Source organism: Arenibacter certesii DSM 19833, from assembly GCF_000429545.1.
In the GTDB taxonomy this organism is placed as follows: domain Bacteria; phylum Bacteroidota; class Bacteroidia; order Flavobacteriales; family Flavobacteriaceae; genus Arenibacter; species Arenibacter certesii.
Window position 1 is genome coordinate 12,872 of the sequence record NZ_AUCB01000005.1, and the last position, 25,818, is coordinate 38,689.

Consider the following 25,818-nt stretch of genomic DNA (forward strand, 5'->3'; position numbering starts at 1 on the left):
ATTTTGGTAACTACTAGTTTTCTTCTATTAAGGCCTTATTTCTTGAACGCTGTACCCAGATAATGAGTCCAACCACGATCAATGCCATTGGTGACAACAACATAAACCCGTTGTTCTCATAGCCTATGGAATATAGTCCGGTTTTAGCGATAGGATCACCCAAGACCTTATATCCTAGCAAGGTCCCAGAACCTAAAAGCTCTCTAAAGAAACCAATGATAACTAGAATAACTCCATATCCAGCGGCATTTCCAATACCGTCCAAGAAGGATCTCCAAGTTCCGTTGGCCAAAGCAAAAGCCTCAAAACGTCCCATAATGATACAGTTGGTAATGATTAACCCCACAAAAACAGATAGGGTTTTACTAAGCTCATAGGCGAACGCCTTTAAAACTTGATCCACTATAATCACAAGAGTCGCTACAACGACCAATTGAACAATAATTCTAATTTTTGATGGGATGATGTTTCTCATCAAGGAAATAACAACGTTCCCCATTCCCATTACAAACAATACCGAAATTGCCATTACTATAGAGGCTTTTAATTCGGCTGTAATTGCTAGGGCAGAACATATACCCAATACCTGAATGGTAATAGGGTTGTTATCCGATAGCGGATCTAATAATAGATTTGTATCTTTTTTTGAAAGTAGTGCCATAGTTTATTTTTTAACTCTTATGGTTTCCAAATAGGGTTTATATAAATTTAAAGTTTCTCTGATCATTGCGGTAACTCCATTACCAGTGATCGTAGAACCTGCCAATGCATCTACAGCATTATCGTCTTTTCGCTCATTGGTAGGGTCATTGTTTCCCTTAGCAACTTCAACACCTACGTATCTACTTCCGCTAAGGACAGACTCCCCAATAAAATCGTCCATAAAATAACGTTGGTTAATATTTGCACCAAGACCTGGCGTTTCACCAGCGTGGTCAAAGAAAACACCTTGAACTACCATATTAGCGTCTAAAGACATAAATCCCCATATTGCATCCCAGAGCCCTTTGCCCCGCATAGGGATAATATAGTATTCTTTTCCATCTCTTTCTCCAACAAATAAGGGAAGTCTTCTTTCCTTACCTGTCTTTGCCAAAGATTCTTCTTTTTTAAGATCAATGAGGTACGCATTCTCATCCTTAGTAATATCATCACCTTGAATAACCAATTGCTCTTTAATGTACTTTTCGAATTCGCCCGCTACTTCGCTGGTTGAAACAAAATTTACACTGCCTTCATCATCTCCATTCTCATTTACCCCCATGGCATAAAGAATGTTCTGTTGCTTCTCTAATCTTTCGTTTTCACTGATCTTTCCACTAAGTGATGAAGCTAAAAAAGCTAAAACCGATCCAACGATAACCACCATAATGGCGGCAAAAATAACCGTATAACTATTCTTCTCTGTATTAACTGCCATGTCTATACTGTTTCTGCTTTTAATTTTTCTGCTTTTCCTTCACCATCCGTAGGTAAAACCATAGCATTTTTTGCACGTTTCAACCTTCTGTTTATATTTCCTTTAACCACATAATGATCAATTGTAGGAGCAAATACGTTCATTAACAAGATGGCCAAGAAAACCCCTTCTGGATAAGCTGGATTGAATACCCTGATCAATACAGAGATCAATCCAATAAAGAACCCATAGATCCATTTTCCACGATTGGTCTGTGCTCCCGTTACCGGGTCAGTAGCCATATACACGATACCAAATGCCAATCCACCCACTAGTAAGTGCTTCCAATACTCAAAGCTCATTAAACCATAAAAGGTACTTGTCTCTGTAATCCAACCTGCAGAAACGGCGACGTTAAAAATAAGTCCCATAATTAAAGAACCTGCAACGGCACTTACCATAATCCTCCAACTGGCAACTTTAGTAAAAAGTAAAAAGAGTCCACCTAGAAGAATTAGCAAAGTTGAAGTTTCCCCAACGGAACCGGGGATAAATCCGTAGAACATATCAGCAACAGAATAAGACATCTCTGAAGTCTTTCCCTGAGCCAAGAAACCTAATACAGTTTCCCCTGAAATAGCATCTGGACCACCAGCTAAATCAACTGCTTGGTGCACCCATACCTTATCACCACTCATCCAAGTAGGATACGCAAAAAATAAAAATGCTCTAATGGTCAATGCTGGGTTTAGGATATTCATCCCTGTACCACCAAATACTTCTTTTCCAATTACCACACCAAAGGCAACAGCAACTGCCAACATCCATAACGGAGTATCTACAGGAACAATCAAAGGCACCAACATCCCTGTAACCAAATACCCTTCTTCCACTTCATGCCCTTTCATTACGGCAAAAAGAAACTCTATCGCAAGACCTACCCCATAAGAAACAATTACAAGGGGCAATACCGTCCAAGCTCCCATAATGAAGTTATCCCATGTTAAGAAGTTTCCAAAAAGAGATGCTTCACGGATAATTCCATTAGCAGCATCTACAGCGGCGTAATGTTGATAACCTGCATTGAAGATTCCAAATATTAAAACAGGAACCAATGCCATTATCACCGTATTCATGGTACGCTTTAAATCGTCTACTGCACGAATATGAGACCCAGAATGGGTTGTTTCATTAGGCGAATACAAGAAAGTATGCAAGGCATTAAATGCCGGGGCCATTTTCTTGCCCCTATACTTTTCTTTTAGTTGATGTAAATTATTTTTTAAGCTCATCTTTATCCTATTTCTTTATATAATAAATCCAACCCTTCCCTAATAATCTGCTGATGGGGCTGTTTAGAGACACAAATAAATTCAGTAAGTGCGAAATCTTCAGGAGCCACTTCATACAGTCCCAGTTGTTCCATCTCATCTATATCCTGTACCATACACGCTTTTAAAAGCTGTAATGGATAAATATCTAAAGGAAAAACCTCTTCATAGAAACCTGTAAGCACAAAGTTTCTATACTCCCCATTGGTATTGGTATCCAAGTCATATTTCTTCTTTGGCTGCAACCAAGAGAATGTAAGTGACCTAGTAGATGATATCTTATTAAAAACAGGCTTGTTCCAACCGAAGAATTCATAGTCATCTCCTTCTGGAATTACACTAACGGTGTTATTATAAAAACCTAAGTGACCATCTGGCTGTGTTTTAATACCTGTAAGTACATCGCCATTGATAACCCTAAAGTTTTTCGAGTTTACGCCACTGGCATAAAGAAATGTAGAAACTTCCGAACCTATCTTAGTAGTATAGTATTTTGGTGCTTTTACAGAAGAACCTACTAAAGCTATCACTCGCTCAGGATTATATTTCCCGGTAAGCATTAACTCTCCTATAACCACAAGGTCTTGCGGGGTAATGGTCCAAGCAACCTCCCCTTTATTAATAGGATCTATTCTATTAATCTGAGTACCCACCAATCCGGCTGGGTGTGGTCCTGACACTTTGTGCAATTCAATCCCCTCCATTCCCGAGAAAATAGAATTTTCACCTTTCCCTATAGACACATGAACCTTCCCTGGAGTAAGCTTATTCAAAGCGTTCAATGCCGCCTGAATCTCCTTATCCTTTCCTTTTAACGAAAACTCTAAATTTGCCGCTAAAGGACTGGTTACATATGCCGAAACAAAAATGGCCTTAGGAGCCACCTCTGGATTTGCGATAATATCATAAGGCCTTTGTTTGATAAATGGCCAACAACCCGATTTTAACAGCAAAGCCTTTATATCTTCTGCACTGCTGCTTGAAGACACTGGGGCATGAGCAATAGATTCCTGATTCTTATCGGCTAAAATTTTTAGCGACAATATTCTTCTCCTCGCTCCTCGCTCCACTTCTATTAATTCTCCGCTTACTGGTGAGACAAAAAGCATATCTTCCACGTCTTTATTATAAAACAGTGGCTCTCCTGCCTTTACCTCAGCACCTTGCTTAACTAACATTTTGGGAGTAATTCCGTGAAATTCCAGAAGATTGATCGCATAAACATTACTCACTACAGCCTTGGAAATAGATTTTTCCGCTTCGCCAATAAGATTAATGTTCAAGCCTTTCTTAATTCGAATGTCTTTTGACATATTTAGTAGACCTTAGGTTATCAAAATTTCGTGCAAATTTAGCACTTAATAGAAAGTTTTCATAATAAATATCGATAAATTTAGTGTTTGATAGCCCCAATCGACATTAGGCCCGCTTTTTGTTTACCTTTACCCTAAAAATTGGCCACATGCGTAGTATAATTAGCATTGTTTTCTTCTTAATTTTTAGCCTTTCCATTCATGCACAGATTCAGGAGGAAATAAACGCCCCCACCCATATTAAATCTATCCAATTTAAAGGCAATACGGATGATCAATTTCCTATAGTTGCATTGGGTGAAACTGTTTTTTTAGAATTTGATGATCTCCTTGCCAATGAACAGGATTATTACTATAAAATTGTACATTGCAATTACGATTGGACCCCCTCCTCACTGTTAAAGTCGCAATATTTACAGGGAATGGACAATGAGCGAATTACAGATTACCAAAACAGCTACTCCACTTTACAGCCCTACTCAAATTACAAACTTAGCATTCCCAATGAGTACACCAAGCTAAAAGTTAGCGGCAATTATATTTTAGAGGTTTACAATAGCTACAATGAAATTCAGTTTTCTCGAAGATTTCTGGTTTATGAAGATAGGGTAAAGGTAGGCGGAGTTGTTAAACGGTCTAGGGATTTTAACCACATCAATGAAAAACAGGTAGTTCAATTTAATATCAACACCCAAAATTACCCATTAACAAACCCCAGCAAGGAGGTTAAAATAGCAATTTTACAAAACGATCAATGGGCCACCTCCCTTGGAAATATACCACCGCAGTTTATCCTTGGCACCGAACTGGTCTACAAATACGATAAAGAAACCAGTTTCTTTGGTGGGAATGAATATTTTAATTTTGATACCAAGGACGTACGAGCCCCTAGCTCTTCCATTTCAAGAATAGCGCTCACTGACCTCTACAACCACTATTTATTTGCAGATTACTTTAGGTATGACCGTCCCTACACCTATTATCCTGATATCAATGGGGATTTTGTAATAAGAACCCTTCAGGGGCCAGAAGCGTCCAGGGAAGCAGAATACACCTATGTACATTTTAAACTCCCCTACACGGATAAGATCGGTCTAAATGAAGTATACGTATATGGGAAATTTAATAATTACGCGTTAAACGAGGAGAACCTAATGACCTATAATGAGGAGACAGGCCATATGGAAGTCACACTTAAACTGAAACAAGGGTTTTACAACTATAAATATGTAATGGTACGCCAGGACGGCACCTTAGATAAAAATACCATTTCCGGAAACTTTCATTTTACTGAAAACAAATACTTAATCCTTGTATATTACAGGCAATTTGGAGATCAGCACGACAGCCTGATAGGAATTGGATCAGCAAATTCTAGGAGCATCACAAATTAGCATTAAAATACCCCTAAAACCATATCATCACCAGATATTCACGCTTTCCTTGACGAAGGGCTAAGATTGAAGCATTTACACCGAATAATTGTTAATTACCTTCTCCCTTTATTTTTTCTTCTATACCTTGCTGTCGGAAAGCAAAAAAACACGCACTCTCGTTAAAGTTAATAGCATTGGCATTAAAGTTAAAGACATCGAAATTTTTCTTTGTATTTTTGAAAACCCTTATTATTAAGTCGATTACTTAGTTCATAATCGGCATTTGGCAGGGAGAATAAAACAATCAAGTTTAAAGCAAAAGGCCCATTGAAGAATAGTCCGGATGCCCATTCGTTTTACCGAAAGAAATAGCTTTTTTTATTAATAAGTTTAGATGAGAATCTTATGATTACACAGGTAACCAAAGGGATAAAGATATCCGTTAGCACCACTTTTGAAGGTACATTTTTTAAGAATTATAAAATGCACTTTGCCTTTGGGTATACCATTACCATTGAAAACCAAAGTAAAAATTCAGTTCAACTTACCTCCCGTCACTGGCAAATTTATGACTCATTAAATGAGTTGGAAATTTTAGACGGCGAAGGAGTAATTGGGCAAAAACCCGTTATTAAGCCAGGGGAATCCCATACTTACAGCTCTGGCTGCCTATTAGCTTCTACTATTGGCGCTATGAAAGGACATTACAATATGGTAACTTTATCGACTTCCGAGAAGTTTAGAGTTTACATCCCCACCTTTAAATTTAGCGCACCTTTTGCATTGAATTAAAATCAATAAGAAGACACTTTAATTATAAATTCACTTAGAAAAGCAAGGTGCTGCTGTGCTTACGATGAAAAACACGTAATTAAACGCGCTGTTATTGTTTTTGAATCAGGTTCAATACAGTAAGTTGCGCCTAACAATTTTTATATATACCCCTCACCTTACCACCAACTACATCATCTATTTTTTACGCGAGCACTCCCTTATAACCCATAAAATCTTGCTCCCTAAAACCCAATAATCCTATTCTGTCATGTTTTATTATCGCGGATGCTTTTAGTACCTTTGCGTGAAATTAAATATTTAAAATCATAATTATGGGTAAAGGTTTTTTTCAAGTACCTACAGCATATAATGAGCCAATAAAGAGCTACAAACCGGGATCTCCAGAACGGGAAGAAGTATTGATTCAATACAATAGCTACTTTAACAATTCTGTAGATATTCCAATGTACATTGGAAGCAAAGAGGTGAGAACAGGCAACACCAAGCCTATGTCTCCTCCACATGACCATCAACATATTGTAGGGCATTATCACCTTGCAGAAAAGAAACATGTTTCAGAAGCTATCGAAAATGCTTTGGAATCCCGTGAAAAATGGGCAAATCTGCCTTGGGAGCAACGGGCCGCTATTTTTTTGAAAGCTGCAGAATTGATTGCAGGACCATATAGGGCCAAGATCAATGCAGCCACCATGATTGCACAGTCTAAAACGATTCATCAGGCTGAAATTGATGCCGCGTGTGAGCTTATAGACTTCCTACGTTTTAACGTGGAGTATATGTCTCAGATCTATGCAGATCAACCAGATTCTTCTGAAGGTATTTGGAACCGCGTAGAATATAGACCATTAGAAGGTTTTGTCTATGCTATAACCCCTTTCAACTTTACTGCTATTGCAGGAAACCTTTCAGCCAGTGCCGCCATGATGGGGAACGTGGTATTGTGGAAACCTAGCGATAGCCAAGTATATTCCGCAAAGGTAATCGTAGACATTTTTAAGGAGGCCGGCGTACCAGACGGAGTAATCAACGTAGTATATGGCGACCCAGTAATGATTACCAAAGTAGCTTTGGATAGTCCAGACTTTGCAGGTCTTCACTACACCGGATCTACACATGTATTTAAGGAACTATGGAAACAGATTGGCAACAACATACACACCTACAAAACCTACCCTAGGATCGTAGGCGAAACAGGGGGCAAGGATTTTATTATTGCGCATCCAACAGCCAATCCAAAACAAGTTTCTACCGCTATTGTTAGAGGTGCATTTGAATTTCAAGGACAGAAATGTAGTGCCGCTTCCAGAGTATATCTTCCAAAATCGATTTCTAACGAAATATTGGAATTTGTGAAGGCGGACCTAGCGTCTATGAACAAACCAGGATCTCCAGAAAATATGGGGAATTTTATTACTGCCGTAATCCACGAAGCCTCATTTGACAAATTGGCCAAGTATATAGACCAGGCTAAAAAGGACAAAAAAGCAACCATATTTGCAGGTGGGAATTATGATAAGACCAAGGGCTATTTCATAGAGCCAACGGTGATAGTCACTACCGATCCAAAGTACACTACTATGGAAACAGAGCTGTTTGGACCCGTAGTTACTATATATGTTTACGAAGATAAAGAATGGTCAGATACCCTAAAGTTAGTAGACAGCACTTCTGAATACGCGCTTACGGGAGCCGTTATTTCCGGTGATCGATACGCCATAGATGAGGCTACAAAAGCACTACAGAACTGTGCTGGTAACTTCTACATTAATGACAAGCCTACTGGCGCCGTAGTAGGACAACAACCTTTTGGTGGCGCTAGGGCCTCTGGCACCAATGACAAAGCAGGATCTGCACAAAACCTATTGCGATGGGTATCTCCAAGATTAATAAAGGAGACTTTTGTAACTCCTGTAAATTATAAATATCCATTCCTAGGATAGAACAAGTCGCGTTTGAACAAAAAACCCGTAGTGCTAATGGCGCTACGGGTTTTTTTATTTTATGATTTCCGGAAAAAGAATACCCTTCCCCGAACACAATATTGGTTGAAATTTAGCGTTACCATATAACGACTATCCACTTACAACCTAAAACATTACTTTAATGAACAGACCAACAACCCACAACAGGAAAAATTTAGAAATAACTTCTTGGGCCGCGAACTTCCCTAAATCACTAAAGGAATATGCAAAACGCTGTAGAGATTCATACCAATTTATGTTAAAGCTTTAAACCTTATACTTCATTGGCAGATAAACCAATTTCTTAGTTTCAAAAAACTCTTCCTCAAAATAATCCGATATCGGATATACTTCTACGGTACGATACTCTTTTAATTCTTCTTCCAAATCGCCACCCTTAAGATAAAGGATGCCATTTTTTCGATCGTGAACAGAGTCCTTTTTTATTTTCCCCTTTACCCAATGCACAAAGGTGGGCATGATCGCTACAGCTCTACTAACAATAAAATCAAATTGCTGATCTAACTCCTCCACACGGGAATGAATAGCCGTTACGTTGGTAATCCCCAGTTTATCTACCACCTCTTGTACCACTTTAATTTTCTTGCCTATGGCATCTACCAAAACAAACTGTGTTTCCGGAAATAGAATCGCTAGGGGAATCCCAGGAAATCCACCACCCGTTCCTACATCTAATACCGAGGAATTTGGAGCAAACTCTTGAAATTTTGCGATTGCCAAAGAATGCAAAACGTGGCGAATATAAAGTTCATCTATATCCTTCCTAGAAACCACATTGATTTTCATATTCCAATCTTGGTAAACTTCTTGCAACTTTGTAAATTGCTCTTTTTGCAACTCCGTTAACTCGGGAAAGTATTTATAGATAATAGTAAGATCCATATTTTTGATAAATTATTGCCAAAAATAGCAATTTCATGGCCATTGGCTTCGTTTTAACTACACCTAAATAATAAATAATTTTCTTTTACCGTATATTTACAAAAAATTAAATCATGGAGAATAAAACCATTCGATTTTCTAGAAAAGATTCAGCTCAGTTTTTCAGAACATTAAATAAAAGAGTCAACGATTACTTTAAGGAAAATAACATTAAAAAAACAGGCAACTGGAAATTACATATAAAAACAGCCGTTATGTTCACGCTGTTCCTAGCTCCGTACTTCTTAATACTTACGCTAGGATTGCCTAATTGGGCAAATCTACTGCTTACCATCGTCATGGGAATAGGCATGGCAGGTGTAGGCATGAACGTAATGCACGATGGTAACCATGGTGCATATTCCAATAAAAAGTGGGTAAACAAAATAATGGGAGGAAGTATTTACATACTTGCAGGAAATGTTTACAACTGGCAGGTACAACACAACGTACTGCACCACACTTACACCAACATACACGAACACGATGAAGACCTAGAAGCAGGTAGGATCCTTAGATTCTCTAAGCACGCCAAATGGCATAAGTTTCATAGATTCCAACATTACTATTCCATTCTACTATATGGACTGTTGACCTTTAACTGGGCCATTACTACCGATTTCCAACAAATGTACCGGTACACTAAAAGAAAATTATCTTATGGTAAGTTCCCTAGTCCTATTTTAAACTGGAGCATGCTAGTGGTTACCAAACTTATCTACCTTACCATTTGGATTATAATTCCCATGTTATTTCTTAGTATAGCATGGTGGAAGATTTTATTAGGATTCTTTATCATGCATTATGTGGCAGGGGTTATTTTAAGTGTTGTTTTCCAATTAGCACACGTAGTAGACCATGCAGACACGCCTCTACCTGCAGAAGACGGCAGTATGAAAAATACTTGGGCAATCCATCAACTTTTCACTACCGTGAATTTTGGCACCAAAAACAGAATCGTTAATTGGTTTACGGGCGGACTTAATCATCAGGTAGAACATCATATCTTCCCCAACATTAGCCACATTCATTACACAAATATTGCTAAAATTGTTAAAGAGACTGCAAATGAATTTAATTTGCCTTACAACGAATATGAAACTACAAGAAAAGCTATAATTTCGCACTTCAAACATTTAAAAGAATTGGGCAAAAATCCAGAAATACAATATCAGTAAACCTAATACTATAATGAAGAACCATTTATCCGATAGGATTAACTCAATGTCCACTTCGGCCACATTAGCTATGGCCGCGAAAGCGAGAGAATTAAAAAACGAAGGCAAAGATATCATTGGCCTTAGTTTGGGAGAACCAGATTTTAACATTCCTGAATTCATTAAAGAGGCAGCAAAGGAAGCGATAGATCAGAACTATAGCAGTTACTCCCCAGTAGATGGGTATGCCGATTTAAAAGAAGCAATAGCCAATAAATTTAAAAGGGACAACGGCCTTACTTACGGCCCTAGTCAGATAGTAGTCTCTACCGGTGCAAAACAATCCTTGGCCAATGTTGCCATGGTAATGTTGAACCACGGTGATGAAGTTATTCTCCCAGCTCCTTATTGGGTAAGCTATAGCGATATAGTGAAATTAGCGGAAGGGGTACCTGTTGAGGTGCCAACGAGTATAGACACCGATTTTAAGATGACCCCGGCCCAGCTAGAAAACGCCATCACCCCAAAAACTAAAATGATATGGTTTAGCTCCCCTTGTAACCCAAGTGGATCCGTATACAGCAAAGAGGAATTGGAAGGCCTTGCAGCAGTATTGCGTAAGCACCCAAATATCTTTATAGTATCCGACGAAATATATGAGCACATCAATTTCAAAGGAAATCACGTAAGTATTGCCAACGTAGAAGGTATGTACGACCGCACAGTAACCGTAAACGGGGTGTCTAAAGCGTTTGCTATGACTGGATGGCGTATTGGATACATTGGCGCACCAGAATGGATCGCTAAAGCTTGCAACAAGTTTCAAGGGCAGATTACCAGTGGAGCCAATGCCATAGCACAACGCGCTACCATTGCTGCTCTAAATGCACCTGTATCGTCCATAAAATTCATGATTGATGAGTTTCATAAGAGACGAGACATCGTATTGGAATTATTAGGTGAAATAGAAGGATTTAATTTAAACGTACCAGAAGGTGCATTTTATGTATTTCCAGATATTTCCAGCTTCTTTGGAAAAACACTTAACGGAACTACAATTAATAATGCTTCCGATTTCTCATTATACCTTTTGGAAAAAGCCAATGTAGCTACCGTAACTGGTGAAGCATTTGGAAATGAAAACTGTATTAGAATTTCTTATGCAGCCTCTGAAAAGGAATTAAGAGAGGCTATAGCCAGAATAAAAGCGGTTTTATAGTCGCATTTAAATTTCGTAAAAACAAAAATGGACATCCTAACCGATGTCCATTTTTTTTTGTTTTTACATTTTGCTAATACCGACCAGAAGACAGAAACTCTACAACTTCTTTTCCGCTTGCCATAGTACTAAAGTAGGGAAGACAAAATCGCCAACCCCATAATAATGCATTAATCACCCTTTAGCTCCTTTTCCAAAAGTAAGGCGTTATCAATATCAACACGGTAAATAGCTCCAACCTACCTAATAACATTAAAATTCCGCACCACCATTTTCCAAAAGCGGGCAAACTATTATAATTGCTCACGGGATTTAATTCCCCAAAAGCAGGCCCTACATTCCCGAGTGAGGATGCAGCACCCCCGATAGCACTAATAAAATCCAGTCCAAGCGCTCCCAATACCAAAGAGCCAATAATAAACAACAACATATATAGCACAAAGAAAGCTATGATATTATAAACTATATGCTGCTGAACGGTCTTATTATTATAACGCACCGGAATTATAGCGTTGGTATGTAAAGTGCGTTTAAATTCCAGCAAGCCATTTTTTATAATCAGAACATGGCGCATAACTTTTATACCTCCCGAAGTAGAACCTGCGGACCCTCCAATAAACATTAGTATAAAGAACAAGATTGTTAAAAATGGAGTCCATGCAGTAAAATCTGCCGTTACAAATCCCGTGGTAGTAATTACGGAAACCACTTGGAATAGCGCATGTCTAAATGCACTTTCAGCTTCTCCAAATACCATTGGATGAAAGTCCGAAACCGGCACATTGGCCTTTAAGTATATTACCAAAGCCGAAAGAAGAGCAAAACATACAACTAAAATGGAGTACACTTTAAACTCCTCATCCATAATAACTTTTTGGACCTTCCCTTTAAAGGCATAATAACTCAATACAAAATTACTACCCGCCAAAAACATAAATAATATGACTATATACTGAACCAATGGTTGATCGTTCCAATACGCCATGCTGGCATTTTTTGTAGAAAATCCACCAGTAGAGAGTGTAGCCAAAGAATGATTAATCGCATCAAAAAAGCTCATTCCGGCCAATTTTAACAAGATTGTTTCCGCCACGGTATAACTAAAATAGATCAACCATAATCTTTTAGCCGTATCGGTAATCCTTGGATGCAACTTATCTCCACTAGGACCTGGCGCTTCTGCGGCAAACAACTGCATTCCTCCTATTCCCAATAATGGTAAAATAGCTATAGCTAACACAATTATCCCCATTCCACCTATCCAATGTGTAAGGCTCCTCCAAAAGAGAATGCCTTCTGGCAACGCCTCAATATCATCTACTATAGAGGCACCAGTTGTAGTATAACCCGATATTGTTTCAAAAAAGGCATTGGTTACTCCAGGAATACTTTCAGAAAAAAGATAGGGCAACATTCCTGAAATAGACATTACCAGCCATCCAAAAGTAACTATAATATAACCTTCACGGCGCTTAACCTCTTTATCATGCTCCCGGGTGTAGAACATAGATAAGGTTCCGACTAACATAGTAACAATTGCTGCAAGGGCAATTTCTATGGTTACACCGTCTTCATAAATACCACTAACAATGGCTGCTAAGACCATAAACCCACCATTGCATAGCAACAGTAGCCCCATTAAGTGAAAAATTATCTTTGAGTTTAGCGCCATTTTAAAGGAAAAGCTTTTCTATTTTACGGATAGCACTCGGCAAACAACACACCACTACCCTATCGCCCTGGGAAATCTTAAATCCACCCAAGGCAATTATCCCTTGATTATCACGGATCACACCACCAATGGTAGCTTCTTTCGGGAAATTTAAATCCCTAATAAATTTACCGTTTACTAAAGAAGTAGGTTTTACAATAAACTCTAATATTTCTGCATTTAGATTATTCAGCCTCGTCATGGCTACCACTTCCCCTTTTCTAATATGTCTGAAAATATGGTTGGCAGCAAGTAATTTTTTATTCAGTAGCGTGTCGATTCCAATGGAGTGCGATAATTGAAAATAATCCATATTTTCTACTAGGGCCATCGTTTTCTTTACATTTTTAGATTTCGCGACTAAACAGGACATAATATTCGTTTCAGAATTTCCGGTCACCGCAATAAAGGCATCCATAAATTCCAAATTCTCCTCCTCTAGCAATTCAACATTTCTTCCATCCCCATTAATAATCAGCGCATCAGGTAATTCATCTGCAAGCTCAAACGCCCTTTCCTTGTTTTTTTCTATCAATTTTACATTGAATTTATTTTGACAAAGGTCCCTAGCCGTCTTAAATCCCACATTACTACCCCCTAGGATCATTACATTCTTTATTTCTCTCTTAACCTTTCCTGTAAGCTTGTAAAGATCATCTAATCCGGCTCTATTGGTTACAAAATATACTTGATCCTTCTCCTTAAATACAGTCCCACCTCTAGGCACAATGGTATATTGAGTACCCATTCTTTGAATGGCAATAGGCATAAAATGCAGTTCAGGAAAGATTTTAGCGGCTTCCATAACTGATTTCCCCACAAAAGGCGCTGCTTTGGGGAGGGACACCCCTACCATAATCAACAATCCTTCTTCAAATTCATAGGTATTATTAAAGGCAGATTGATTTAATAACAATTGTATTTCCGCAGCTGCAAGGGCTTCTGGGGAAATTAGCTCATCAATCCCCAATTCATCAAATTTAATAAGGTCTTTATTATGGATAAACTCCGCGTTAGAAATACGGGCAATAGTACGCTTGCACCCCAATTGCTTGGCCAACATACACAAGGTTATATTGGTTGTCTCCGAGGAAGTTACCCCTATCATAAGGTCCGATTTCTCTATTTGGGCCTCCTTTAAAATGGCAATCGATGTGGCATCGCCTTTTATCACCCTAATATCCAAATGACTATCAGCGTAAGAAAGACTATCCTTATTACAATCTATTAGCGTAATATCTTGAGCTTCATAAGATAATAGTTTGGCCAAATGAAAACCCACCTCACCAGCACCTGCAATAATAATTTTCATTGGTATGTTGAATTGATTAAAAGCAATTAAAAGTAATGTATATATTTGAAGTCCAGTTCTATTTAAACCGTTTCTGTTCTAGTTTATTTATGTATAATGTTTTCTGCCAAACAAGAAAACATGAAGAATCCGAAATGGACTGCCTAGAGAAATTCATAATCATATAGCCATTACAGCTTTTTATTAGAACCCTCACACCATTTCGTCCTAACTAATGAGACTAAACTAGATCCCCAATGATTAAAGTTAGCTACAATTTTTCAAAAAAAAACAAGTTTAAGAACTTCTTAAACAGACGCAAAACTACATAATAATATCTGGTTGACTTACATAAACATCAACTTAAAAAAGACATTGGCACACTGATAAATCAAAAAACAAACCCATAACTCTATCACTATATAGTATATTTACCAAAAATTTCACGCTTATGAATAAGAAAGTTACCCCATATAAAGATTCCAGTCTTGGAAAGAAGGAGCAGGTAACAAAAATGTTCGATACTATTTCCGGTAAGTATGACGGATTAAATAGGGTAATCTCCTTTGGGATCGACATTAAGTGGAGGAAACGGGTAGTGGCTATTATTGGCAAAAATAATCCTGAATCTATTTTAGATATTGCAACCGGTACTGGGGACTTGGCCATAAATATGGTACAAACCGGAGCCAAAGAGATTATTGGCCTCGATATTTCCCCTGGTATGCTAGAAGTAGGAAGGAAGAAAATTGAAGCAAAAAAATTGGACACTACCATAAAAATGGTGGTTGGGGACAGTGAAAATCTTCCCTTTGAAGACAATACTTTCGACGCCATTACTGTTGCCTTTGGCGTCAGGAATTTTGAAAATCTTGAAAAAGGCCTTTCCGAAATTTACAGGGTCCTAAAGAAAAATGGCACTTTTGTGGTATTGGAAACCTCCAATCCTACGAAATTCCCATACAAACAAGGTTATAATTTTTATTCGAAATATATCTTACCGTCCATTGGAAAATTATTTTCTAAAGACCGTAGCGCCTATACCTATCTTTCCGAATCTGCTGCAGTTTTTCCCCATGGCGCAGCTTTCAACAATATTTTAAAAAAAATAGGGTTTATAGATGTAGAGAACAAGCCCCAGACATTTGGAGTGGCGTCTATTTACGTTGCAACAAAATAATAGGCAAAAGTCAGGTATAGGGCCGTTCTTTATGCTAACTTAGTATTGATATGCAATTTATCGTGAATTTAAAAAAAGCATGCGTTTCCAGACTGATGAAAAAAAATACAATCCTATTTGTGTGCTGTATTCTTTTGGGCACTACATTATCTGCACAATTTAATGAAAGACCGGTTTTAAACTTACAAAACGAGGATATGTATCCACTTAACTGGGGGTACTTTCTAGGCTTTAACCAGTACGACTTTAAATTTGAATATATAGATGACAAACAAGACCGCGGCAATAACACTGATATTTTAGTAGGAAAATCTTTGGGATTCAATGTAGGTTTGATTGGAGAGCTACGGATTAACAATCACTTGGACCTTAGATTTGAACCTGGACTACACTACAATAGAAGGGAATTAGGATTTCCTGATTTTGTTAATTCAGAAAAGGATGGCTTTAGGGAAGTGAAATCTACCTACCTCCATTTTCCCTTACTACTTAAAGTAAGCACCAAACGATTGGGAAACTGGAAACCATTTTTAACCGGTGGTGTCTCCACATCCTTAAACCTTAGTAGCAACGAAGACAGCAAGGACGACAATTCTAGTAATAGATTTAGAATGAAAAAAAACACCTATTATTACGAAATGGGGTTTGGAATTGATTTTTACTTGGAATATTTTAAATTCTCCCCTTCTATCCGCGGCATATTTGCCATCAATGACGAACTGGTGCGCGACAATTCGCCCAATAGTCCATGGACAGGCAATATTGACGCAATGAAGACCCGTGGCCTATTTGTAAACTTTACTTTTGAATAGATTACCCAGACCTTCTTATTTCACTCAACAAAATAGCGGTAGCCGTAGCCACATTTAAACTCTCGGCAGTTTTAGGTCCAAATTGAGGGATACTTATCCTTTTATTGACGATTCTTTCGATTTCATTCGATATTCCGTTGGCCTCGTTCCCCATAACCAAAATACCTGTACTTGGTAAGGATGACTTATACACCACCTCTCCGTCCATAAATGCTCCCACTACCATTGACCCTGCTTCCTCTATAACTAAAGGAAGCTCCTTATATACAATATTTACCCTACTAATAGAGCCCATAGTTGCTTGAAGTGTTTTAGGATTGTAGCAATCTACCGTTTTTAGTGAACATATTAGATCCGATATGCCAAACCAATCACATAACCTAATAATAGTACCTAAATTACCGGGATCACGAACATCGTCCAAGGCAATCACCCACCCGGAATAATCTACTGGTTTGGGTTCTGGGAAATGAAAGACCCCTACTACTTTGTTAGGAGTGGCCAATCCACTCATTTTCTTGAGATCCGCTTCGCTTATTACTTCTATATCCGTTAAATGTTCATTCAATATTGAAGCATCTTTAACGTATACCTTGTAAGGTTTTAGGGAAGACGCTAGGAGCTCCCTGACTGTTTTAATGCCCTCCACAACAAATAAGCGATTCTGTAAACGGTACTTTTTCTGCTGTAAACTTTTTATAAACTTTATTTGGCTTTTAACAACCATACAAATAATGTATTTTTGACCTCCATGGGGATGCGATCGTTTATGAATTTTAACGTTACGAAAATAAGCTTATTATTGCTAGCAATTGCAATGACCTCGTGCAACGCATTGAGGAGGGTAGGCGATAATGAGCTATTATTAACCAAAAACACGATCTTTGCCGATAGTGTAAAGGTCAATAATGAAGATGTACATAGCCTCATTTTCCAGAAGCCCAATAGCACAGTATTAGGGTACCCCTTGAGATTAAACTTATATAATCTAGCAAAGAAAGACCCTGACTCCTCTTTCAGGGCATGGCTTCATAAAAAAGAAAAAAGAGAACAACGCCTTATTAACTTCCTATCTAAAAAACAGGTAGAACGGTTAGGGGAGTCCTTTTTTGTAAAAGGCGCCAGCATTTGGCTCAAGAATATTGGGGAAGCTCCAGTAGTGATAGACACCTTTAGAACCAGAAGATCCCTCCAAAGACTAAGTGCCTATTATAAAAGCAAGGGGTACTTTAACAACAATACCACTTTTGTCTTAGACAGCAGCAGACGTAAACAGCGTGCTGCAATCAATTATAACATAGCGTTGGGGGAGCCGTATAAAATAGATTCCCTACAAAGTAGCATAAATTCTCCCCAATTAGATTCCATTCATCGCTTAAACCTAACGAAATCTTATTTAAAGTCAGGCAATCAGATTAAACTGGAAGATTTAAGTAACGAAAGAGAAAGGCTAACCGAGCTATTTAGAAACACTGGCGTATATAACTTTCAAGAAAGTTCTATTTCATTTGACCTGATAGGAGATACGACTAAAATAGGGTCCAATCAAAAATTAGATATCCTTTTAAATATTGAGAATCTAAATAAGAGAACAGACAATGCCATTACTACTTCGGAGTACAAAGTGCATACCTTTAAAAAAATAAATATCTATACCGACTACACCTTTAATGGTTTAGAGGATAGTCTACAATCTGTAGATTACAAGGATTTTACCATTTATTATAAAAACAAGCTACGCTATAAACCAAAGGCATTGACCGATGCTATATTTATAAAGAAAGATAGTATTTATAAGGAGATAGATCGAATTAGGACTCACCGTCAAATCTCCAATTTAAACACCTTTAAATATCCAAATATCGAATTTGTTGAGGATAGCACTGGGTCTAAATTAACAGCCAACATACATTTAAGCCCACGACCAAGATATTCCTTGGGGATCGATTTTGACGTTACCCATTCCAATATTCAATTTTTAGGTCTTGGATTTAGCCCCTCCTTGCAGGCAAGGAATTTGTTTAAAGGTGCTGAAAATCTCAGTATTTCGGGAAGAATCAATATGGGTGCTTCCAAGGACCCCAGCATAGTGGACAGTCGGTTTTTTAATATTCTGGAATTTGGAGCAGACATCAATCTAAATACACCTAGGATATGGATGCCCCTTTTCAGCACTTCCAAACTGATTCCAAACTATATGGTACCCCAGACCAAAATATCTTTGGGAACGAGCTTTCAACAAAATATTGGGCTCGATAAAGAAACCTTTAATGCAATTTTAGGATATAATTGGTCGCCCACAGATTACAAAAAGAATACTATAGAATTGCTAAATGTTCAGTTTGTCCGCAATGTTAACCCCAACAGATTCTTTTCGGTCTACCAGAACACCTATAACAAATTGGATAGGTTAGCTAACAATTATCAAAACAATCCTGCCCTTTCCGAATTTTTTGAAATTCCGGAGGGCGGTACGGAGCCACAACTTATTATTCCGGAAGGAACCTCTGGCTTCACCAATGCCATCTTAAACAAGGACGTGTATTCCACTTCAACGCATTATAATGAAATAAGCAGCATAGAGGAGCGAAGAAAGCGGCTTTCTGAAAACAACCTGATTTTCACCAGTAATTATACTTATAACAAAAACAATAAAATAGGGATCACAGATAATGATTTTTATCAGCTCCGTTTTAAAGTAGAAAGTGCGGGCAACCTACTTTCGGGCGTTTCCAATATCATACCATTCGACAAAAGTGACAGCGATAAGAAATTGGTATTTGGAGTACCCTTTTCCCAATATGTAAAAACAGAATTCGATTACATACAACATTGGAGTATTTCTAGAAACGAGGTACTGGCCTTTAGAGGTTTTTTCGGGATAGCCATTCCTTATGGGAACTCGGATAACATCCCTTTTGCACGAAGTTATTTTGCGGGCGGATCTAACGATAACCGTGCATGGCTCCCCTACTCCTTGGGACCGGGACGCACCCAAGATGTTAACGACTTTAATGAAGCAAACTTAAAATTAGCTTTAAATATAGAGTACCGGTTTCCTATAGTAGGAAATATTAAGGGAGCCCTTTTTGCCGATGCAGGCAATATCTGGAACGTATTAGATAATGTTCAGGATGAAGCCGCTACTTTTAACAACTTTAGCTCCCTTGCCGACGTTGCTTTAGGCACAGGATTGGGGATCCGGTACGACTTTTCATATTTTGTATTCCGGTTAGACATGGGCTTTAAAACCTACAATCCGGCCGAAGAAAATTCAAAAAGATGGTTCAGGGACTATAATTTGGCGAACGGGGTATTCAACATAGGTATTAATTATCCTTTTTAAGCCTAATAATTTTATTTACTTTTGTCCCATCTATTTAATCATTTACAATAAATTAAGATTATGGCACACAATATTAAACCAGGAGTTGCAACTGGAGATGACGTTCAGAAAATTTTCAACTATGCAAAAGAGAATGGGTTTGCACTACCTGCTGTCAATGTTATTGGTTCTGACACAATAAATGGAGTATTAGAAACAGCGGCAAGTTTAAATGCTCCGGTAATTATACAGTTCTCAAACGGAGGCGCACAGTTTAATGCGGGGAAAGGCTTATCCAACGAAAACCAACAAGCTGCAATACTAGGAGCTGTTGCAGGTGCTAAGCACGTACACGCATTGGCAGAAGCTTATGGCGCTACAGTTATATTGCACACAGACCATTGTGCCAAAAAACTTTTACCATGGATAGACGGCCTTTTAGATGCTAGTGAAAAGCATTTTGAAGAAACAGGAAAGCCGTTATACAGTTCCCATATGATTGACCTATCGGAAGAACCGTTGGAAGAAAATATTGAAATCTGTAAAAAATACCTTGCTAGGATGAGCAAGATGGGAATGACTTTAGAGATTGAATTAGGTATCACCGGTGGAGAGGAAGATGGTGTTGATAATACCGATGTGGACGATTCTAAACTATATACTCAACCAAAAGAGGTAGCTTACGCTTACGAAGAACTTTCTAAAGTAAGTCCCAAGTTTACCATTGCAGCTGCTTTTGGAAACGTTCACGGTGTATATAAGCCAGGAAACGTAAAATTAACCCCAACGATTTTAAGGGATTCCCAGGAATATGTATCTAAAAAATATGGCGTAGAGCACAATCATATCGATTTTGTTTTCCATGGTGGATCCGGATCATCAATCGAAGAAATTCGCGAAGCTATTGGATACGGAGTAATTAAAATGAACATAGACACTGACCTTCAGTATGCTTTTATGGAAGGGATCAGAAACTATATCCAAGACAAGAAAGACTATTTACAATCGCAGATTGGAAATCCAGATGGAGCGGATGAGCCAAATAAAAAGCATTATGACCCACGTGTTTGGTTAAGAGAAGGCGAGAAAACTTTCGTTACGCGTTTAAAAAAGGCCTTTGAGGACCTTAATAATGTGAATACCCTATAACCCCCTAACCTTAAAAAGAAACTTATGTCATCTTGGTTTAAGAGAAAGGAAAAAGGAATTCAGACCGCTACGGATCAGAAGAAAGATACCCCAAAAGGACTTTGGTACAAGTCTCCTACTGGGAAGATCGTTGAATCTGATGAATTAGCAAAAAACTTTTATGTTAGTCCTGAGGATGATTATCACGTACGAATTGGCAGCAAGGAGTACTTTGAAATCTTATTTGACAACAACAAGTTTAAAGAATTAGATGCTAAGCTATCCTCCAAGGATCCGCTAAAGTTTGAGGATACCAAAAAATATGTAGATCGTTTGGCCTCTGCGGAGAAAAAAACAGGCTTAAAAGATGCCGTTAGGACCGCAGTAGGTAAATCTCAAGGAAAGGATTTGGTAATCGCCTGTATGGACTTCAGTTTTATTGGCGGTTCTATGGGTAGTGTTGTAGGAGAAAAAATTGCTAGGGCAATAGACTATTCCATAAAAAAGAAGATTCCATTTCTAATGATCTCTAAATCTGGAGGAGCTAGAATGATGGAGGCCGCCCTATCGCTTATGCAGTTAGCCAAGACATCGGCTAAATTAGCTCAACTCGCAGACGCTGGCATCCCTTATATTTCACTTTGTACCGATCCTACAACTGGTGGTACAACCGCATCATACGCCATGCTTGGTGATATAAACATATCCGAACCAGGGGCTTTGATAGGTTTTGCAGGACCTCGTGTAGTTAAAGAAGCCACCGGTAAAGAATTACCAGAGGGTTTCCAGACTGCCGAATTCTTACAAGAGCACGGTTTTCTAGATTTTATTGTCCACAGAAGAGACCTTAAAAAGAAAATCAACCTCTACATAGATTTAATAGAAAATAAACCCGTAAGGAAATAACAGAAGAGGCCTTGACTATAAAATCAAGGCCTTTTTTTTATTTACCCCTTGCAGTTGCTATTAAATCTTTTGAAAAATCATCAAACATGCTCGTTGGATATAAAAAATAGCCTATCTTTGCGCCCTGATTGAAAAACAATCACATACATAAAAATCATTAAACCAATATTGGAATGTATTTAAGCAAAGAAGTAAAGGCCGACATTTTTAAAAAACACGGCGGTGATGCAAAGAACACAGGTTCTACTGAAGGACAAATAGCTTTGTTCACTTATAGAATTGAGCACCTATCCCAACACCTAAAGAAAAATCGTAAAGATTTTAACACTGAGCGTTCCTTGGTGAAATTGGTAGGTAAGAGAAGATCACTTTTAGATTACCTAATTAAAACTGATATCGTAAGGTATCGTGAGATAATTAAAGAATTAGGAATCAGAAAATAAATTTAAAAAGGGGAAACGTTTTACATTTCCCCTTTTTTTTATATTACCTATACTAAAATTTTTATAGTTTTAGTTTTATTACAAAGTCCCTTGGTTTATATTAGGGCAAAATAAAAAGCTTACACACAGTTTTTCATTGGTCAACAACAACTACAACACAACAACGTCGTCTATACAGACGAAAGACCATTGTTTAACAAGCCTACATATACAGGTAGGTTTTAATTCGTATTTATGATACCAAAAGTATTTAGAGAGGTTATTGACCTCGGGGACGGTAGGGAAATTTCTATCGAAACCGGAAAATTGGCAAAGCAGGCACATGGTTCTGTTGTTGTACAGTCAGGAAAATGTATGTTATTATGTACAGTTGTTTCCAATTACAAACAAAGTGATGTGGATTTCCTTCCACTTACGGTAGATTACCGTGAAAAATTTGCAGCATCTGGACGTTACCCAGGTGGTTTCTTTAAGAGAGAAGCAAGACCTAGTGACGGGGAGGTGTTAACTATGAGATTGGTAGACCGCGTATTGCGTCCACTTTTCCCAAAGGATTATCATGCTGAAACCCAGGTAATGATCCAATTAATGTCTCATGACGATGATGTTATGCCAGATGCTATGGCTGGATTAGCCGCTTCTGCTGCTATTCAATTGTCTGATTTTCCTTTTGAATGTCCTATTTCTGAGGCTAGAGTTGGTCGTATCAATGGTGAATTCATCATAAATCCAACACGTGCACAATTAGCAGAGTCCGACATCGATATGATGATTGGTGCTTCTGCCGATTCTGTAATGATGGTGGAAGGTGAAATGGATGAGATTTCTGAAGAAGAAATGGCCGAGGCCATTAAATTTGCCCATGAAGCAATTAAAGTTCAGTGTGCTGCACAGGTAAGATTGGCAGAAGCATTTGGAAAGAAAGAAGTTCGTGAATACGAAGGAGAAAGGGAAGATGCAGATTTAGCAAAGAAGATCCATGATATGGCATACGACAAGGTATATGCCGTTGCAAAAGCAGGTTCTTCCAAGCAAGAAAGAACCGCCGCCTTTGATGCTATAAAAGAAGAAGTTAAAGCTAGCTTCTCGGAAGAGGAAACAGCGGATTTTGGATCAATGATTTCCAAATATTATTACCAAGCAGAGAAAGAAGCGGTTAGAGACCTTACCTTAAATGAAGGCCTCCGTTTAGACGGTCGTAAGACTGACGAGATTAGACCCATCTGGTGTGAAGTAGATTATTTACCTTCTACACACGGTTCTGCTCTCTTTACTCGTGGAGAAACTCAAGCCTTGGCAACAGTTACATTAGGTACCTCTAGAGAGGCGAACCAAATAGATATGCCCTCTTTTGAAGGTGAAGAGCGTTTCTATTTACATTATAACTTCCCACCTTTTTCAACAGGTGAAGCAAGACCTATTCGTGGAACATCTCGTAGAGAGATAGGACACGGTAACCTAGCACAACGTGCCTTAAAAGGAATGGTTCCTGATGAGTGTGCTTACACAGTTCGGGTGGTATCTGAAGTATTAGAATCTAACGGTTCTTCTTCCATGGCTACTGTCTGTGCTGGTACAATGGCACTTATGGATGCGGGTATTCAGTTAAAGAAACCTGTTTCTGGTATAGCTATGGGATTGATTTCTGATAGTGATTCTGGAAAGTATGCTGTATTGTCTGATATTTTAGGTGATGAAGATCACTTAGGAGATATGGACTTTAAAGTTACTGGAACCGCTGACGGTATTACCGCCTGTCAAATGGACATTAAAGTAAAAGGATTGTCTTACGAAATATTAGTGAATGCGTTAAAGCAAGCACGTAATGGTCGTTTACATATCCTAGAGAAATTGACTGAAACAATTGCTACTCCAGCTGCAGATGTTAAGGCTCATGCTCCTAAAATGATTACAAGACGTATACCTAACGAATTTATTGGCGCCTTAATTGGACCTGGTGGAAAAGTAATTCAAGAATTACAAAAAGTAACCGGTACAACTATCGTTATCAATGAAGATCCCGTTACTGAAGAAGGAATTGTAGAAATTTTAGGTGTTGGCAGTGAAGGTATTGATGCTGTTTTGGCAAAAATAGATTCTTTATTATTTAAACCTGAAGTTGGTAGCGTATACGAAGTGAAAGTAATTAAAATGCTCGATTTTGGTGCGGTAGTAGAATACATAGATGCCCCAGGCAACGAAGTATTGCTTCACGTTTCTGAATTGGCATGGGAACGCACCGAAAATGTTTCCGATGTGGTAAACATGGGGGATGTTTTTGATGTGAAATACTTTGGTGTAGACCCAAGAACCAAAAAGGAGAAGGTATCTAGAAAAGCTATCTTACCTAAACCCGAAGGTTATGTAGCAAGACCACCGAGAGAAGATCGTGGTAGAAATGACAGGGGAAACGATAGAAATAGAGATAGAGATCGCAAACCTAGAAGAGACTAACTAAAACATAGTCACCATATTAAAAGCCCCGTTTTCCAAATATTTTGTGAAAACGGGGCTTTTTTCATGTTGTATGAACAAAAATCAAAAATAATACAGCTTAATTGTAACATTTCTAACTTTCCTACGTATAACTATTGCAGCTTATGATTAGTGCACTTAATTTAGAAAGGAAAAATTTCGATGAGACAGCTTAAAATTACAAAACAAGTTACCAATAGGGAAACTGCTTCTTTGGACAAATACCTACAAGAAATTGGAAAGGTAGACCTGATTACTGCAGATGAGGAAGTAGAATTGGCACAGCGGATCAAGGCAGGTGATCAGATTGCACTTGAAAAACTTACCAAGGCCAACTTACGATTTGTGGTATCCGTAGCAAAGCAATACCAAAATCAAGGTTTAACGCTTCCCGATTTAATTAATGAAGGTAACCTTGGCCTTATAAAGGCTGCCCAGCGTTTTGATGAAACTAGGGGTTTTAAATTTATTTCCTATGCAGTATGGTGGATACGTCAGTCTATCTTACAGGCATTGGCAGAACAATCTAGGATTGTTAGGTTGCCATTAAACAAAATTGGCTCCATCAACAAAATAAACAAGACTTTTGCCTTCTTGGAGCAAGCTCATGAAAGACAGCCATCCCCAGAAGAGATTGCCAAAGAATTGGATATGACTGTTGAGGATGTAAAGCAGTCCCTTAAAAACTCTGGTCGCCATGTATCCATGGATGCTCCATTGATAGACGGTGAAGATTCTAACCTATACGACGTATTGCGTAGTGGGGAGTCGCCTAATCCGGACAAGGAATTATTGCACGAATCTTTAAGGACAGAAATAGAAAGAGCTTTGGAAACATTAACCCCTAGGGAAGCGGATGTAATCCGTTTATACTTTGGCTTAGCGGGACAACATTCCATGACGCTAGAAGAAATAGGAGAAACATTTGACCTTACCAGAGAAAGGGTACGTCAGATAAAAGAAAAAGCTATTAGAAGATTAAAACATACCTCTAGAAGCAAGATTCTTAAAACATATCTTGGGTAACCCCAATCAATTTAAATTTTACACAAGT

The 25,818-nt window shown here is 38.3% G+C and carries 21 protein-coding genes; 13 read left to right on the forward strand and 8 right to left on the reverse strand.

From position 1 onward, the window contains the following. Positions 1-13: 13 nt before the first annotated feature. Genes G466_RS0102115 through G466_RS0102130 form a run of 4 tightly spaced genes read right to left on the reverse strand, consistent with a single transcriptional unit; the run spans position 14 to position 4,043 of the window. Positions 14-661: an NADH:ubiquinone reductase (Na(+)-transporting) subunit D gene (locus G466_RS0102115; RefSeq protein ID WP_026812160.1), complete on the reverse strand. Its 648-nt coding sequence runs from the start codon at positions 659-661 to the stop codon at positions 14-16. A gap of 3 nt (positions 662-664) precedes the next feature. Further along, entirely contained in the window at positions 665-1,420 is a 756-nt protein-coding gene (locus tag G466_RS0102120) for a Na(+)-translocating NADH-quinone reductase subunit C (protein ID WP_026812161.1), read from the reverse strand. 2 nt (positions 1,421-1,422) lie between these two features. Beyond that, positions 1,423-2,691: an NADH:ubiquinone reductase (Na(+)-transporting) subunit B gene (locus tag G466_RS0102125; protein ID WP_026812162.1), complete on the reverse strand. Its 1,269-nt coding sequence runs from the start codon at positions 2,689-2,691 to the stop codon at positions 1,423-1,425. Positions 2,692-2,693: 2 nt separating this feature from the next. Next, positions 2,694-4,043 carry a Na(+)-translocating NADH-quinone reductase subunit A gene (locus G466_RS0102130; protein ID WP_026812163.1) on the reverse strand — a complete coding sequence of 450 codons (1,350 nt, stop codon included), beginning with the start codon at positions 4,041-4,043 and terminating at the stop codon, positions 2,694-2,696. A 149-nt stretch (positions 4,044-4,192) separates the two neighbouring features. Between G466_RS0102130 and G466_RS0102135 the strand changes: the two genes are divergently transcribed. From G466_RS0102135 to pruA, 3 genes are all read left to right on the forward strand, one after another. After that, positions 4,193-5,437 carry a type IX secretion system plug protein gene (locus G466_RS0102135; protein WP_026812164.1) on the forward strand — a complete coding sequence of 415 codons (1,245 nt, stop codon included), beginning with the start codon at positions 4,193-4,195 and terminating at the stop codon, positions 5,435-5,437. A gap of 387 nt (positions 5,438-5,824) precedes the next feature. Next, positions 5,825-6,211, forward strand: coding sequence for a Co2+/Mg2+ efflux protein ApaG (gene apaG, locus G466_RS0102140; RefSeq protein WP_026812165.1), 387 nt, complete (start codon positions 5,825-5,827; stop codon positions 6,209-6,211). A gap of 314 nt (positions 6,212-6,525) precedes the next feature. Then, positions 6,526-8,154, forward strand: a complete 1,629-nt coding sequence (gene pruA, locus G466_RS0102145) for an L-glutamate gamma-semialdehyde dehydrogenase (RefSeq protein WP_026812166.1) — start codon at positions 6,526-6,528, stop codon at positions 8,152-8,154. A 288-nt stretch (positions 8,155-8,442) separates the two neighbouring features. On the opposite strand, the gene rsmG is transcribed toward pruA, so the two are convergent. Further along, positions 8,443-9,078 carry a 16S rRNA (guanine(527)-N(7))-methyltransferase RsmG gene (rsmG, locus tag G466_RS0102150; protein WP_026812167.1) on the reverse strand — a complete coding sequence of 212 codons (636 nt, stop codon included), beginning with the start codon at positions 9,076-9,078 and terminating at the stop codon, positions 8,443-8,445. A gap of 113 nt (positions 9,079-9,191) precedes the next feature. Between rsmG and G466_RS0102155 the strand changes: the two genes are divergently transcribed. Together G466_RS0102155 and G466_RS0102160 are read left to right on the forward strand one after the other, a co-directional pair. Continuing rightward, positions 9,192-10,295, forward strand: a complete 1,104-nt coding sequence (locus G466_RS0102155; RefSeq protein WP_026812168.1) for a fatty acid desaturase family protein — start codon at positions 9,192-9,194, stop codon at positions 10,293-10,295. 13 nt (positions 10,296-10,308) lie between these two features. Continuing rightward, entirely contained in the window at positions 10,309-11,493 is a 1,185-nt protein-coding gene (locus G466_RS0102160; RefSeq protein WP_026812169.1) for a pyridoxal phosphate-dependent aminotransferase, read from the forward strand. Between the two features lie 181 nt (positions 11,494-11,674). Here the strand turns inward: G466_RS0102160 and G466_RS0102165 are convergent, their stop codons facing one another. Both G466_RS0102165 and trkA read right to left on the reverse strand, forming a co-directional pair. Then, positions 11,675-13,165, reverse strand: a complete 1,491-nt coding sequence (locus G466_RS0102165; protein ID WP_026812170.1) for a TrkH family potassium uptake protein — start codon at positions 13,163-13,165, stop codon at positions 11,675-11,677. 1 nt (position 13,166) lies between these two features. Next, positions 13,167-14,516: a Trk system potassium transporter TrkA gene (gene trkA / locus G466_RS0102170; protein WP_026812171.1), complete on the reverse strand. Its 1,350-nt coding sequence runs from the start codon at positions 14,514-14,516 to the stop codon at positions 13,167-13,169. A 430-nt stretch (positions 14,517-14,946) separates the two neighbouring features. Between trkA and ubiE the strand changes: the two genes are divergently transcribed. Together ubiE and porT are read left to right on the forward strand one after the other, a co-directional pair. Continuing rightward, on the forward strand, positions 14,947-15,675 hold the full coding sequence (gene ubiE, locus G466_RS0102175) for a bifunctional demethylmenaquinone methyltransferase/2-methoxy-6-polyprenyl-1,4-benzoquinol methylase UbiE (RefSeq protein ID WP_026812172.1): 729 nt from the start codon (positions 14,947-14,949) through the stop codon (positions 15,673-15,675). Between the two features lie 95 nt (positions 15,676-15,770). Further along, on the forward strand, positions 15,771-16,487 hold the full coding sequence (gene porT / locus G466_RS0102180; protein ID WP_026812173.1) for a type IX secretion/gliding motility protein PorT/SprT: 717 nt from the start codon (positions 15,771-15,773) through the stop codon (positions 16,485-16,487). Between the two features lies 1 nt (position 16,488). Here porT and G466_RS0102185 read toward each other — a convergent pair whose 3' ends face one another. Further along, positions 16,489-17,214, reverse strand: coding sequence for a TrmH family RNA methyltransferase (locus G466_RS0102185; RefSeq protein WP_026812174.1), 726 nt, complete (start codon positions 17,212-17,214; stop codon positions 16,489-16,491). A 75-nt stretch (positions 17,215-17,289) separates the two neighbouring features. Here G466_RS0102185 and tamL point away from each other — a divergent pair, with 75 nt between their 5' ends. The 6 genes from tamL to G466_RS0102215 all read left to right on the forward strand — a co-directional run bounded on the left by tamL (position 17,290) and on the right by G466_RS0102215 (position 25,790). Beyond that, the gene (gene tamL / locus G466_RS0102190) at positions 17,290-19,833 is read left to right on the forward strand and encodes a translocation and assembly module lipoprotein TamL (protein WP_308427457.1); all 2,544 of its coding nucleotides are present in this window, start codon (positions 17,290-17,292) and stop codon (positions 19,831-19,833) included. A 60-nt stretch (positions 19,834-19,893) separates the two neighbouring features. Continuing rightward, complete coding sequence (gene fbaA / locus G466_RS0102195; RefSeq protein ID WP_026812176.1) at positions 19,894-20,961, forward strand: class II fructose-bisphosphate aldolase; 1,068 nt, start codon at positions 19,894-19,896, stop codon at positions 20,959-20,961. A gap of 24 nt (positions 20,962-20,985) precedes the next feature. Beyond that, complete coding sequence (gene accD, locus G466_RS0102200) at positions 20,986-21,846, forward strand: acetyl-CoA carboxylase, carboxyltransferase subunit beta (RefSeq protein ID WP_026812177.1); 861 nt, start codon at positions 20,986-20,988, stop codon at positions 21,844-21,846. Between the two features lie 173 nt (positions 21,847-22,019). After that, positions 22,020-22,289 (forward strand): 30S ribosomal protein S15, encoded by a 270-nt coding sequence (gene rpsO, locus G466_RS0102205; RefSeq protein ID WP_026812178.1) that lies wholly within the window; start codon positions 22,020-22,022, stop codon positions 22,287-22,289. Between the two features lie 234 nt (positions 22,290-22,523). Next, positions 22,524-24,743 carry a polyribonucleotide nucleotidyltransferase gene (locus G466_RS0102210; RefSeq protein ID WP_026812179.1) on the forward strand — a complete coding sequence of 740 codons (2,220 nt, stop codon included), beginning with the start codon at positions 22,524-22,526 and terminating at the stop codon, positions 24,741-24,743. A gap of 183 nt (positions 24,744-24,926) precedes the next feature. Further along, complete coding sequence (locus tag G466_RS0102215; RefSeq protein ID WP_026812180.1) at positions 24,927-25,790, forward strand: sigma-70 family RNA polymerase sigma factor; 864 nt, start codon at positions 24,927-24,929, stop codon at positions 25,788-25,790. The last annotated feature ends 28 nt before the right edge of the window (positions 25,791-25,818 follow it).